At 39.6% G+C, this 13,367-nt stretch carries 12 protein-coding genes; 4 read left to right on the top strand and 8 right to left on the bottom strand.

Annotated features, from left to right (window positions below):
• Positions 1-106 precede the first annotated feature (106 nt).
• The 3 genes from grpE to VF06_RS07530 all read left to right on the top strand — a co-directional run bounded on the left by grpE (position 107) and on the right by VF06_RS07530 (position 3,911).
• The gene (grpE, locus tag VF06_RS07540) at positions 107-757 is read left to right on the top strand and encodes a nucleotide exchange factor GrpE (protein WP_099071133.1); all 651 of its coding nucleotides are present in this window, start codon (positions 107-109) and stop codon (positions 755-757) included.
• Positions 758-1,116: 359 nt separating this feature from the next.
• Positions 1,117-3,147, top strand: coding sequence for a PAS domain-containing sensor histidine kinase (locus VF06_RS07535; protein ID WP_099084775.1), 2,031 nt, complete (start codon positions 1,117-1,119; stop codon positions 3,145-3,147).
• Positions 3,148-3,584: 437 nt separating this feature from the next.
• Complete coding sequence (locus VF06_RS07530; RefSeq protein WP_099071132.1) at positions 3,585-3,911, top strand: STAS domain-containing protein; 327 nt, start codon at positions 3,585-3,587, stop codon at positions 3,909-3,911.
• Here VF06_RS07530 and VF06_RS07525 read toward each other — a convergent pair whose 3' ends face one another.
• The 8 genes from VF06_RS07525 to VF06_RS07490 all read right to left on the bottom strand — a co-directional run bounded on the left by VF06_RS07525 (position 3,912) and on the right by VF06_RS07490 (position 12,602).
• Complete coding sequence (locus VF06_RS07525; protein WP_099071131.1) at positions 3,912-5,048, bottom strand: SpoIIE family protein phosphatase; 1,137 nt, start codon at positions 5,046-5,048, stop codon at positions 3,912-3,914.
• Positions 5,049-5,660: 612 nt separating this feature from the next.
• Positions 5,661-6,428: a DUF1350 family protein gene (locus tag VF06_RS07520; protein ID WP_099071130.1), complete on the bottom strand. Its 768-nt coding sequence runs from the start codon at positions 6,426-6,428 to the stop codon at positions 5,661-5,663.
• A 316-nt stretch (positions 6,429-6,744) separates the two neighbouring features.
• Entirely contained in the window at positions 6,745-7,464 is a 720-nt protein-coding gene (locus VF06_RS07515) for a hypothetical protein (protein WP_099071134.1), read from the bottom strand.
• A gap of 398 nt (positions 7,465-7,862) precedes the next feature.
• Positions 7,863-9,764 (bottom strand): M48 family metallopeptidase, encoded by a 1,902-nt coding sequence (locus VF06_RS07510; RefSeq protein ID WP_099071129.1) that lies wholly within the window; start codon positions 9,762-9,764, stop codon positions 7,863-7,865.
• A gap of 6 nt (positions 9,765-9,770) precedes the next feature.
• Positions 9,771-10,364, bottom strand: a complete 594-nt coding sequence (locus VF06_RS07505; RefSeq protein ID WP_099071128.1) for a LemA family protein — start codon at positions 10,362-10,364, stop codon at positions 9,771-9,773.
• A 246-nt stretch (positions 10,365-10,610) separates the two neighbouring features.
• Positions 10,611-10,862, bottom strand: coding sequence for a hypothetical protein (locus VF06_RS07500; protein WP_099071127.1), 252 nt, complete (start codon positions 10,860-10,862; stop codon positions 10,611-10,613).
• A 5-nt stretch (positions 10,863-10,867) separates the two neighbouring features.
• A complete protein-coding gene (locus VF06_RS07495; protein ID WP_099071126.1) occupies positions 10,868-11,095 on the bottom strand; it encodes a DNA-binding protein in 228 nt (75 codons plus the stop codon).
• Between the two features lie 7 nt (positions 11,096-11,102).
• Positions 11,103-12,602 (bottom strand): polysaccharide deacetylase family protein, encoded by a 1,500-nt coding sequence (locus VF06_RS07490; RefSeq protein WP_099071125.1) that lies wholly within the window; start codon positions 12,600-12,602, stop codon positions 11,103-11,105.
• A 157-nt stretch (positions 12,603-12,759) separates the two neighbouring features.
• Between VF06_RS07490 and VF06_RS07485 the strand changes: the two genes are divergently transcribed.
• Complete coding sequence (locus VF06_RS07485) at positions 12,760-13,143, top strand: hypothetical protein (protein ID WP_099071124.1); 384 nt, start codon at positions 12,760-12,762, stop codon at positions 13,141-13,143.
• The last annotated feature ends 224 nt before the right edge of the window (positions 13,144-13,367 follow it).

The raw sequence follows: 13,367 nt of genomic DNA, 5'->3' as shown, positions 1-13,367 counted from the left end.
GATGGGGGGATGGGGGGATGGGGAGACAAGGGAGACAAGGGAGAATAATAACTCCCCAGTCATCAGTCAACAGTCAACAGTCAACAGTCAACCCCCCCAATGCCCCATGCCCAACATTGATTTAAGTGAAAAGTTACAAGATTTAATGCAACGAGTGGGTATTTCTAGTTTTAAAGCCCTCAGTCGTGCTACAGGTGTCTCAGAGCGTCAAATTTTGCGCTTACGGCAAGGAAAACTAAAGGAGATGCGGGTAGATGTGCTGCTGAAGCTGTCGCCAGTGCTGAAGATGCCATTAAATGAATTGGTGACAACTTTTTCAAGTGTAGAATTATTACAAAATCCAGCAACTAATCAAGAATTATTACAAGAAATTACAAATTTAAAAATAGAGTACGATCGCTTGCAACTTCAATTAGAACAGCAGCGAGAAATATTACTAAAAGAACTCCAGCAGTCAACTTTACAGCTGCTGGAGTCTTTGTTGTTGCAATGGCCAACAGCAGCACAAAAAGCCCAGGAAAATCCAGAGTTTGCAGCAGTGAAAATAGTGCCATTAATACAGAAACCCCTAGAAAAACTTTTACAAGGGTGGGGAGTGGAAGCGATCGCATCTGTAGGAACAGAAGTACCCTACGATCCCCAACTACACCAATTGATGGAAGGAACTGCACAATCTGGAGAAAAAGTCAAGGTACGCTACACTGGTTACCTTCAAGGTGACAAACTGCTTTATAGAGCCAAAGTCAGTCCTGTGTAGAAGAAATTGGGTATGGGGCATTGGGGGTGTTAACTGATGAGTGATGACTGTTAACTGATGAGTGATGACTGTTAACTGATGACTATTGACTGGGGAATTATATTCTCCCCTGCCCCATCTCCCCATCTCCCCATCTCCCCATCCCCCCATTCCCCATTCCCCATTCCCTAAGATCTGTTGAAAAAGTCAGGAATTAGAAGTTGACAGTAAGGAGTTATAAACATAAATTTTCTGTTTTGGTATTGTCTGTTGATAAATAACAGACATAGGGAATACTAAAGCAGCAGAAGCGATGCCTCGGATAACTTTTTTGAAAGGGAAGGTGCATCCAAACTCCAATTACAAACAGGACTTAGGGTATGCAAAAGGACAACACAACAAATGAGTCCTCGAATCAGTTATGGGAACTCGTCAGCACTTGTCCAGTTGAAAACCAACAAAAAAATGTCTCTATTGCCTTTCTATTGGAAATTGTTAATGATTTCAAAAAGCTGCAACAAACCCACGAGGCACTCCAGCAAGCTTATGCAGAACTAGAAAGACAAGTAATCAAAAGTAACGAGGCACTGCAAGCTGAAATTGCTCAACGACAACAAGCACAAGCAGAATTAATGCTTTACAAACAAGCGGTAGAAAGTTCCAGCGATGCTATTGGCATAGCGGATGCTGCGGGTAATCACATCTACCAAAATTCGGCATTTTCCAAATTGTATGAATGTGAAACTGTGCAGGATTTCATGGAATTTGGGGGCTTTTGTGCTGTGTTTACTAACTCGGCAGTTGCCAAGGAGATATGGAAAGTTACTATTTCGGGTAAATCCTGGATAGGTGAAGTTGAACAACAGTCTGCTAGTGGTCGGATGATGCAGACTTTCCTCAGGTCTTATTCTCTGAAAGATTCCACGGGTGAGAATGTTGGTTTTGTTGGTGCAGTGACTGACATCACCGAACGTAAACTAAAAGAAGTGCAACTCCAACAGAAAGAGCAATTCCTCCGCACTGTCTACGAAGGAGCTGAACATTTGATATTTGTAGTGGATGTTCAAGAAGATGGTGAGTTTCTTTTCACAGGTTGGAATCCAGCTACAGAACGTGTCGCTGGTATCAGTAGTATGGAAGTGATTGGTAAAACACCAGAAGATTTACTTGGTGTTGTGGAAGGTGCAGCAGTTCGTCAGAGATATATAAGTTGTGTGGAAGCAGCTAAACCTATTACCTACGAAGAATGCTTGACTTTTCAAGGTAACGAAAGTTGGTCGTTAACTACGATTAATCCCCTCAAAGACAGTGAAGGTCGAATTTATCGGTTAGTGGGAACAACATTTCAAATTACTGAGCGTGTACGAGCAGAAACTCAGTTAAAGCAGCGGACAAAAGATTTAGAAAAAACTCTGGAGGAACTCCAGCAAACTCAAATACAGCTTGTCCAAAGTGAAAAAATGTCAAGTTTGGGACAATTGGTGGCGGGTGTTGCTCACGAAATCAATAACCCTGTAAATTTCATTTATGGCAATCTCGCTCACGCCGACAACTACATTCAAGACCTAGTCAGACTCATTCGACTATATCAGCAACTCCATCCCCATTCCATATCTGAAATTGAAGAAATAGCAGCAGAAATTGACTTAGAGTTTTTGATAGAGGACTTGCCCAAACTTCTCAACTCAATGAAGATTGGCGCTCAGCGAATTCGAGAAATCGTTTTATCGTTACGCAATTTTTCTCGCATGGATGAAGCTGATATGAAAGAAGTAAATATCCATGAGGGAATCGATAGTACTTTGATGATTCTGGAACATAGGATCAAAGCTACACCTGAACGGCCTGCCATTCAAGTTATCAAAGAATACAGTGATTTGCCTTTGGTAGAATGCTATGCTGGGCAACTTAATCAAGTATTTATGAATATTTTGGCAAATGCCATCGATGCTTTGGAAGAGGCAATGGGGAGTAGGGAATGGGGAGTAGGGAATGGGGAGATGAGGGAGACAAGGGAGATGGGGCAGGGGAGAAGAGTGTTTCCCCTCTGCCCCCTTCCCCACGCCCTATGCCCAATGCCCGATGACAGCAGTTGCTCCACTGTGAGAAACTCCAAAACCGAACTGTCTACCCTATGTCTAATTCCAACGATTCGCATTCAAACTGAACTCACTAGCAAAAAACAAGTTGTTATTCGTATCGCTGACAATGGATTAGGAATTCCGAAGGAAGTGAAACAGCGACTTTTTGACCCGTTCTTTAGTACTAAGCCCATTGGGAAAGGTACGGGTATGGGTTTATCTATCAGCTACCAAATTATTTCACAAAAGCACTGCGGCAGCTTGGAATGCATTTCCCAGCTAGGGAGTGGGGCTGAATTTATAATTACTATTCCTCTTAGTCAAAAATAAACTAATACCTTTATGCCTCAAAGTCATTTAATTTGTTTGTTGGAGCTTGGTGTCACCCAAATTAAAAAGTTGGCTTTAGTCTCTCAAATCCGTATCTAAATTTATGCAATTATGTAACCTATTAGACATAAATAAACTCAATATTAATTATGATATTTCATCAATATTTTAAATAAACTAAACACGTTTATAAATAAAAATACTAGATTGCTGAATAATTAAATAATCTTTTTACCAAGACATTCTACGAGCGATCGCTGCTGTTAATTCCATGAATAATCGAAAATTTTTCTTGAAGTTTCAGTTAGTAATTTACTCAAATGAACAAGATACCAAGATTTAATTTGATTGTTGATATTTAATATTTAAAAAATCCTACTCTCGGTATATAATAGCAAAATCCAAACAAAATTTAGACAAAACAGCGTCAAATAATTATGAGAGAAGAAGTCAAAATTATTAAACTCAGTGGTAGTCTGAACTCCACAACTTCACAGGAATTTAGACAAAATATTACTACAATTATCGAAGTTGGTGCCAAAACTGTTTTACTTGATTTTCAAGATGTAACTTTTATGGATAGTTCTGGTTTGGGAGCTTTAGTTTTAGCTTTCAAAACCTTGAGGGCAGCAGATGTTCAACTGGCAATCTGTTCAATAAACGAGCAAGTCAGGATATTATTTGAATTAACTAATATGGATAAGATATTTGAAATATTTCCTACCCAAGAAGCATTTAATGAAGTTTTATTGTCTAAAACTTAGTTAATCAAATTTAATTTGTAAAATAGACAAATCATCATCAAAACCATCTTTGGAGTTGAGAGCGACTAAATAACTCAGTACCCGTTCGAGTTGGCTATCAACAGAATTTTGTAAGCTAACTAATAGCTGAATAAAAGCATCTAAACTCCAAAGTGTGCCGTCGGATTTAGTGATTTCATAAGCACCGTCACTAAAAATATAAAGAGTACTGAATTTTTCAATATTGCAAAAATTATCAACATATTTTGCTTCTGGAAACATTCCCACTGGCATACCTGGGGTTTTCAAGAGTTTGATTTCGGATTTTCTAGGAGATGTGCCGGTAATTAAAACTGCTGGCGGATGACCTGCACTAGCATAAATTAGCTGGCGATTGACTCGGTTGTAAACTCCGTACCAAATTGTAAAGTATTTGTCATTTTGATAATTCATTTGAAAGGTATCATTCAAGGCCTTTAAAACATCACTAGGTTGATAGTAATTGAGACTTTTGAGGGCACGAGAACGAAGCAAATTCATCACGGAAACCGAGGGAAGAGTGGCTTTAAGTCCGTGTCCAGCAGTATCTAATAAATAAATTGCTAAATAATCAGCATCAAGCCAGTAATAATCGAAACAATCACCGCCTAGTTGTCGTGAGGGAATAAATCGAAAATTTATATTGAAGGGTTCAGTCATGGGAAAAGGCAGGAGCGATCGCACATATTCTGCGGCTTCTGACATTTCTGATTCTAAAAGCAACTTTTGAGTCTGCAAGTCTCTACTTAATTGATGCAAGCGCAATCCTGCTCTCACCCTTGCTTGTAATTCATTATGTTCAATGGGTTTGGAGATAAAATCATCAGCACCGGCATCTAGACCTTTAACACAATCGGCAACGGAATCTAAAGATGTTAATAAAATAAAAAATGTGGTGGAAAATTTCGGGTCTGTTTTAATCCGGTGGCAAACCTCTAGACCATTCAACCCCGGCATGATCCAATCACAAATAATTAGTGCTGGATGGCAAGCCTCTGCCTTTTCTATTCCCTCCTCGCCGCTACTGGCAGTAATGACTTCATACCCCTGTTTTTCCAACATTCTTTTCAGGAGTATTTTGATTGAATGGTCGTCGTCAATTATTAGTATTTGATACATAGAATGTTGCACGAACAACTAATTAAGAATTTGTTGTAAATATATAGGACTTACGCAACTGGCATATTATTTTAAGTTCGTAGTAAGGACTTTAGTCCTCTAATAAGGACTGAAGTCCTTACTACAAGCAAAAAAAATTGATTTTTTGTGACACTTGCGTAAGTCCTGATATAGAAAAATAAAATAAAATATGATATTACTCCGGTAATCCTCAAAGGATAAGTAATTTTTTTCACCAACCCGAAAAATAGCCAAAACGGTATTTTTGGTTTCTAATATGAGCGGCGATCCAATACAGTTCGGATAAGCAGTATGAACTTCCCTTGTGGTCTGGGAAAAGGTGAGCCAGCGCGGTCTTGGGGGTTTCCCCCATGAGCGACTGGCGAACCCCGAAGGGGTTAATGGGTAAGGGGATTTGGATGTATTTGAAACCTTTCCCATTTCCCCTTTAACCGAATCGTATTGAGCGGCGATCGTCGTCAAAAAGCAAAGAAATAGATAGATAATCTGGCAATTCAAATTCAGTAATATATTAGTAATATTGCTGTATTAATACTACTAACATATTTTGATTTTTCCGTCGAATTTATGAATTTTTAAAGTCATAAAAGATTATGGAGGTGCAAGCGGATTCAGCCACAGAAGAATGCTGGTTTTGAGTTGATTCAAATCACGGTATGCTTCTTGCTTGAACCATTGCCCCAAGGCATCAAAGGGAGTGAAAGATCTTCCAGTTTGCCATTTGATGTCTTGACCTAGAGGAGTTGTATGATTTCCTGGTAAAGTTTGTATTGTCACCATTTCACCAAAGCGTTGTTGCAAGATTTTGGTTAAAGCTGCTGATTGGTCAATGGTATCGTTGCTAAATTTGATTAATAAATTACGTCGGATATTATATCGTTCTAGGACAAGTCTATTGGTTTCCAATGGTGAGGGAGTAAACTCGATGGCAAAAGTAGAATTGAATTGTTCTACTAGGGGAATGGCTTCTTTCGCAGCGTAGTTATTGAAGGATATTAAAATATTGCCTGCGCGTTCAACTTCAAAGAGGCTACCTATTAATAAATGCAGTTTACAGCCCATACTGTGCCCAACGCCGTAAATAGGAAAGTAAAGCTTGCGTAATGCTCCAGAATCATGTAGGCGTTCCAGGGTGCGGTCAAAATTGAGCAGCACGGATTGGGCGATCGCAGTATGATCCAAGGTATTAACGAAAGGCGTAGCAATAACAACGTAACCTTTACTTGCCAGTTGTTCCAGTACCCAGCGATAAGTGAGATGCGGTGCAGTGGCGACGAAAGCACCTCCCAAAAAATGGATGATACCTATGGGATTTCGGGGAATGACTACCCAGTTACCTCTAACTTCTTTCCAGTCCATGCCGATAAGCGATCGCTTCACGAATAATATTTATGTTAGACGGGGATTGTAACCGTGGGAAGGATTAGCAAAAAAGCTATTGGGACTTTAACGTGCAACAGCATCTACAGACTTCCCATCTCTTGGCGACTTCCAAGTAAAATCTAATACCATTTTAGATTTTAGATTTTAGATTTTGGATTGGGAATTGGTTTGTGTGTTTGGGTTGGAGTAAATTTATCTGTTGCATTCTTTTTTCAAATTGGTATAACTGTTGAAAGTTCACAGTCAACAGTGAACCGTCAACAGTCAACATTCTTTAACCAAAGTACAGTTTTTAACGCTGACTCTGTAATTTTTTCATTTCATGTTGTACATCTAATGCAATTTGTAATGCTTCGTTGAGTAACCTGCCATGCTCAGTAGCTTGTTCGTGTACTTGCATAGCTGCTAAAGTTGCTAAATTATTGGCAAATAATTCTGTATTACTCAAAATAAAGTTTTTATTTTCCCTCAAAATCCTTTCTGTTTTCAAAGCCCGAACTAAGTCAGCCTTTGTGAGTTTAAGCGCTTCGATTACACTTTCTCTTTCCTGGATAATCACTTCTGGATTACCAGCTTCTTCTATTTGATCGTTAATATCTATTGCTTTAATAATAGAATTATATCTTTTCACATCATTTAATAGTATTTGTAGAGAATTATTCATGCTTTTTTTAATTAATTTACTTCTACTTTTCCAAAGCATATATAAAACACTTTGCGTTAAACCACCGACCCAAAGACCTAAAATAATTAAGAAAATCCAGGATGGAATTGTTATCCAAGAAACAAATATTTTCAAAATTAAATCAAATAAAATATAGGTAAAAACAAATGTGGAAAACCCAATAAATATTACAGTCGCTCCTTCGGAACCTTTAATTTTATCTATATATGTTTTTCCAAATTTTAGCAAGAAATTTGTAATAATTAACAATTCTTCATTGACAGGTAAATTAGTCAGCTTTTGCAGTTCGTTATGACTAATTTCCAAGCCCTGTAAATCATCCCGCACAGCTTTCAAATCCTTGCAAGAATAGTTATTTACAGCATTTTTCAGGTATTTGACCACGATTGAGAGGGGTTATGGGGAGTGGTGTAGTTCAATTACTTGAAAAGCGCTGTGATCTACTATAGCAACCAAATTTCTAAAATGCTAAACAAGCGGGTATTTTGTCCAAATTTTTTAAGTAAATTAATACTGGTAGCAGCGAACAGGCAACACCGAAAGTCTGTGTTTTGAAAAGTCACGACTTGGCAAAAATCGCCTAATCGTGAGTTTTCGTTGAATGTAAGGGTTTTTGGAGCAGTTTATCTCCTGAACTATACTTGGGCTATCATGTCTAGGAATCAGAATTTTGTTGTACAATCTGATACTCTTTCCTGGTAATAATTAAATCAATTAATTGTGCTTTAACTCACCTTTGGGGAAGATTGTTTTTGTTTGAAAACGCCACGTTGAGGATTTAAAAAAGGCGGGATGGGACAGTCTAAGGTCATGGCGATCGCTCTTAATAAATCTGCTTCTTTTGGAGTAACTTTATTATCTACGAGTACCGTGTGGGCACAGGCATCAATAATAGCTTGCTTGAGTTTAGGACTAGCAAGTTGGACACGTTCGATACTTTTCTTGAGATCCGAAAAATTGCAACAAACAGGTGTATCTGGTTTTTCTTGTTCTCCGGCTTTGGGAAGTCGAAAAACTCCAGAACGAAACGCATAAGCTATGGCATCGGGTTTGCTATGTCCGACGCGTGCGAGTGCCGATAATATTAAGATGCTATCTGACCAAATTTGTTCAATGGTGGTGAATTCTACTGTTATGGCCGACGTAGGATTGATACAAGGTTGGAGACGATGCCATAGTATTAACTGCAACACAAAATCCCACAACGATAAATTGCCGCTAGCTTTCACTAAACCGTGGACGCATTTGCAAAGCCTTTGGCATTCCTTGGCGGAATTTTGGCGCAATGCGGGTACTGTCAAATCTACAAGTGGTAAGCGAATGCTGGGATCTAACTGGCTAATTTCGCTACTCAATTCCAGAGTTTTTTCTACCAACTCTGTGGGCTGCACTTGGCGTAACCAGTCAATTTGGCGTTTTTGGACTTCGAGATTTTCCGTATTCAAAGCTAGCGCAAAAACGATGCCCATTGCACTTTCCTGCTCCCGCACCCTCAAACGCAAAGATTCTGGCAACTGCGACAACAGTGCTTGAGCGTGGGCAAAATGCTCTGGTGCAACGGTTCCCACTTGATTGACTACTTGTTGCGACATGGCGTTACCACCAGCAAACCCCATTGCTAAAGATTCCTGGGAACCCGTGCGATGGCGAGATGGCATTGGTGGTAAATTGCTGACGTTTACACCTCCAAGGCGGCGGATGCGTTCTGCCAGAGGTGGGTGGGTACAAAACATACTGTCCCAAAGATAAGGGTTGAGGGCATTGCCAAAAAACATGTGACTGGCGGCTTCTCTACCAGGCGCAATCAAACGGGAATCCATTTTTTGGAGTTTTTCCAACACTCCAGTCAGTCCATTGGGGTTGCGAGTGAACTGTACGGCGGAAGCATCGGCGAGAAATTCCCGTTGGCGAGAAACGGCGGCTTTAATCAAGCGTCCGCAAAGTAAGCCGATACCACCAATGGCCATGAGTGCTAAACCAAAGGCCCACAAAGGCAAACCCTTATCTTCGCGGGAACCAGCACGAAGCCGCAACAACAATTCCCCAGTTAAATAGATAAACAAAATTCCGTGTAGCAGTCCCACCAAACGCAAATTCAGGCGCATATCTCCATTAAGAATGTGACTGAATTCATGGCCGATGACTCCTTGGAGTTCATCGCGGTTCAAGTGTTGCAAACTCCCACGGGTAACTCCAATAACGGCATCAGTGGGGGTAAACCCCGCAGCAAAAGCATTAATGCTGGTTTCTCTATCGAGGAGATAAACTTCTGGCACAGGAATACCAGAAGCGATCGCCATTTCCTCGACAATATTTAATAGTTGTTTTCCTTGTTCGTCGGCGGTTTCTGGTAGTAAAAGCCTTCCCCCCAACTCTTGGGCAATTACGCTTCCGCCTTCACGCAGATAAGCAATTTTATAAAGACTTCCTAAAGCGATGGCAATGATTGTAATCCCAGCCACACACAGAAATAATCCTGAATGCCACCAAATATGAGGAGCCATGCGAAACAGAAATAAAGTAGCAATATAAATTGCCACAATCATCACTGCGATGGATAGAGAAAACAACCCGATTAATTTTTGTGTATTTTGGCGTGCCCGATCCTGATGTTCAAAGAAATTCATAGACACCTAAAAAGACACGCGGGGAGCATTTCTCACTTCTGGATTTGCTTCTTGTAGCAACTCTGCCAGGGTAAAATTAAACGTATTTGCCACAAGGTTGCTGGGGAAAGATTCACTTTTGGTGTTGTAAAGTGTCACAGCATCATTAAAAGCTTGACGAGCAAAAGCAATGCGGTTTTCAGTAGAAGAAAGTTCTTCCATCACCTGACTTATGGTGCGATCGGCTTTCAATTCCGGATAAGATTCTGAAAGTACCATAAAGCGACTTAACGCACCCGCCAGCGCTGCTTCTGCATTACCCAACTGCTGCATCGCTTGGGGATCGCCGGGATTTTGTCCAGCACGACTATTAGCATTTATCGCAGAGTTTCGAGCTGCAATTACAGCTTCTAAAGTTTCTCGCTCATGTTTCATATATCCCTTGGCAGTTTCCACCAAATTAGGAATTAAATCATAGCGACGCTGTAATTGAACATCGATTTGAGAGTAAGCATTTTTGTAGCGGTTGCGATACTTCACTAAATCGTTGTAGCTATTAATGAGAATAAGAGCAACAATGGCAACTAAAGCCACAGCAAATATGAAAACTCCGATAGTCATAAACTTCAATCCATAAAACTTGCAGAGGAGAATTTCAACTATTTTGATGAGATAATCTAAATAGTTGGATATGACAATGAGTTTACTTGTAACAAGTTAGCTTCGTCGTCTGTAAAATTAATTACGCAAGTTTACTGAGATGGATGAGTTTTAAGAACCGCAGAGGCGCTCCGACTTTTCGCTGCGCCTCTGTGGTTCATTACAAAGTTTAATATTGCCAACTTAAATGCGATATCAACAGATAAATTACCTATGAATCTGGGTGAATAGCGAATAACCGCTGACAGCAATAATAAAAACGATAGCAACAGAAAAAAATACTACATCCCTAACAATAAATACAATCCAATCTTTTCTCAGTTCTTGTTTAAACTTGAGTTGACGAAGTCTACGTTCAAGTTCTGCATCTTCTTGTGACTGTAATTTGCCTATTGATAAAATCAACGGCTTGTTACCTTTGGTGGCAATGATTTTTGATAAATCTTTTATATCTGTCATGCTATTTAGATACCAATAACTTCAGTTTCCAGGTTTTGGTTTTCATCTACAATCCAGATATGTTTGCCTTTTTGCTTGGCTTCTACTGCAACTTCCAGAAGTGCGATTGCTTTTAACAGTACCTCAGCAGAATCTCCATTCATGTTTTGCGCCAGATTGCTTATTGTCTCATACAATTCTGGCGATAAATCTAAATTTATTTGAATGCGTTGAGTTTTATCTTGTGCAGTCATTTCTAATTTAAGATGTCTTTGACAACAAGCTTTTACCTCGTTGATAAATTTGTCCTGCATAATCAGTCCAAGCACCTTGTCCCCAATACCGAAAACAACTAGTTTCTAGTAAAAGGTTGTGTAGGAGAGCGTTACGGTATTCATATTTTCTAGTAATAGGTTCTAAAGCTTCGGTTTGCTGTAATTTATCAAATTTTTGATGACATAAGCTACTTAATTCATACATGGGAGATAAGACATTTTCATATCCTTTAACCCAGCTAATATGATTTGTCCATGAGGCTCCATCCATGTGAAAATTAGAATTATTTGCTTTTAATTCTTGAATGGCATTCTCCACAGCTTCAGGTTGGGAATTTTCTGGTGAAACTCGCTGCCAAATTTGATGTTGTCCAACTGGCTGGCAAGCTGGATAGTCTTTAGGTTGGCATCCAGCAGCTTCTATTAATTCTAAATATTCTGTGCCACACATCCCCACAACACCTGATTTGCCTCCACCATGATTTACCATATCCCACCAAGCTTGTTTGAAGGCACTGGGAAATTCATTCATCATCACGCCGCCATTTTCACCATCTCCAATTTGACTAACTATTGGTGGCACAAATACGCTGCCTAATTGTTGTTTAGATAAGGTTTTTGCTTCATAATAAGGCTGCATTTGGGCAACTAATTTAGTATCCGAACCTTGGGTTTTAATTAATGCTGTAATGCTAATGGTTTCGCCTTGAGAATTACGAGCAATTAAACGATGTGGTAAATGTTTGTGCCTCAAAGATTCACCATTAATTGTTTCTACAGAATGTTCTTGAACGAGTAACCAACGATATCCACATTCTTTGAGGGCTTTCACAAATTCAAACAGGACATCAGGATGATTGGGTAAATGCATTTCTGGAGGTGAAAATCCTTTGACTCGTGCTAATGCTTCCCAACCAAAAATTGCAGCAAAGTGATGTTGCCATGCAATTATATGCAATTTGATGTCTGCTATGGGAGTGGAAGGAACAACAGCATGGCTCCACATTGTACCCAGCCATTCTACATAAGGTTGATAGGTAGAATCGCAAGTAATACGTTTCAAGTTATCCAGAATATCACTGCGTCCCATTTGCCGCAGTCCCCACAAAAGATTACCTGAGTAATCCAACATCACACGGGGATTACAACCTTGATTGACAAGTTCGGGAATGAAATCTCCCATACGGCTGTAACAATAAGCAAAAGGCCCTGCATTATGGTTATCGCCTTCGTTGGGATGTTCAAACATGTATTGCAAATTGCTGATGAACGTACCACCATATCCAGCAGGGATCGTAGGCTGGTGCATGTGTAGAGCGATCGCAAATGCAGCATTTACGTCATCTAACTTAATATTCGTTGTTGGTAAAAATACAGGTATATCATGGTTAACTACAGAGAGAACCTCTGTTTCCCAACCAGAAATGTTCGGTAAGCCATCAATGATTTCGGGCAAAGAAGAGAGATTAGTCGGTAGTGTCAGCATTTCTGGTTGCTCCGAAACAAGGTATGTCTAATTATGCGATCGCACGGCAATTTATGAACTTATTTCTGGCTTTTTATTGCATAAAAGTTTTTCCTCAAACCTAATAGCTATTGGAAACACACTACGACTAATTTTTTAATTTCTGGGAGTCACAACAATGACAGTATTTTCCAAGTTTTCTAAGCTGGCCGCTCTAGTTGCTATTTTGACGCCAATGTTCGCTGTAGATACTGCTGTTGCACAACAGAGCTATCCAATGACCTGTCGTGGTGGTGGTACGCTGGCTATACAAAATGATGGTAGTAACAGTGTGCGAATCAATTTCCAACCAGGAGCAGGAGCCGTTCCCCAAGGTTTGTCACCTGGTCAATGTACCTGGTCAGATCGAGCGTTGAGGTCTGGTGAGCCAACAACCATTTGCGATAGTGGTGTCAGTGCGGCCCAATATGTAGGTTTGTTAGTTCGCTCAGATCAATATGCAATTTTGCAAGTTTACAACAATGGTCGTGGATGTATGCAAGTTACTAAGGTTGGCCCTTAGTGCAAGACAAAAGTAAAAAGTCAAAAGGCAAAACAAAGAACAAATAAAAACGATTTCAAATCCTCAAGCACAAGTAAAAAGTTAAAGTCTAAAAGTAAAAAATATTACTTTCATGTTGATTTTTACTTTTTACCTAGTTGTTTTGACTTGTGATGGCGTTTTTTCCAAATCCCCTAAATTTATTTTTGGGGATTGACCTTTAACTTTTTACTTTTTAATGGCTT

This window comes from Nostoc linckia z4 (genome assembly GCF_002608075.1).
In the GTDB taxonomy this organism is placed as follows: Bacteria; Cyanobacteriota; Cyanobacteriia; order Cyanobacteriales; family Nostocaceae; genus Nostoc; species Nostoc linckia.
This window is presented reverse-complemented; position numbering and strand designations above follow the sequence as displayed.

Bases quoted from the DNA above. Each gene is read 5' to 3' on its own strand.
- grpE (WP_099071133.1), top strand. From the start codon at position 107: ATGCCCAACATTGATTTAAGTGAAAAGTTACAAGATTTAATGCAACGA.
- VF06_RS07535 (WP_099084775.1), top strand. From the start codon at position 1,117: ATGCAAAAGGACAACACAACAAATGAGTCCTCGAATCAGTTATGGGAA.
- VF06_RS07530 (WP_099071132.1), top strand. From the start codon at position 3,585: ATGAGAGAAGAAGTCAAAATTATTAAACTCAGTGGTAGTCTGAACTCC.
- VF06_RS07525 (WP_099071131.1), bottom strand. From the start codon at position 5,048: ATGTATCAAATACTAATAATTGACGACGACCATTCAATCAAAATACTC.
- VF06_RS07520 (WP_099071130.1), bottom strand. From the start codon at position 6,428: ATGGACTGGAAAGAAGTTAGAGGTAACTGGGTAGTCATTCCCCGAAAT.
- VF06_RS07510 (WP_099071129.1), bottom strand. From the start codon at position 9,764: ATGAATTTCTTTGAACATCAGGATCGGGCACGCCAAAATACACAAAAA.
- VF06_RS07505 (WP_099071128.1), bottom strand. From the start codon at position 10,364: ATGACTATCGGAGTTTTCATATTTGCTGTGGCTTTAGTTGCCATTGTT.
- VF06_RS07500 (WP_099071127.1), bottom strand. From the start codon at position 10,862: ATGACAGATATAAAAGATTTATCAAAAATCATTGCCACCAAAGGTAAC.
- VF06_RS07495 (WP_099071126.1), bottom strand. From the start codon at position 11,095: ATGACTGCACAAGATAAAACTCAACGCATTCAAATAAATTTAGATTTA.
- VF06_RS07490 (WP_099071125.1), bottom strand. From the start codon at position 12,602: ATGCTGACACTACCGACTAATCTCTCTTCTTTGCCCGAAATCATTGAT.
- VF06_RS07485 (WP_099071124.1), top strand. From the start codon at position 12,760: ATGACAGTATTTTCCAAGTTTTCTAAGCTGGCCGCTCTAGTTGCTATT.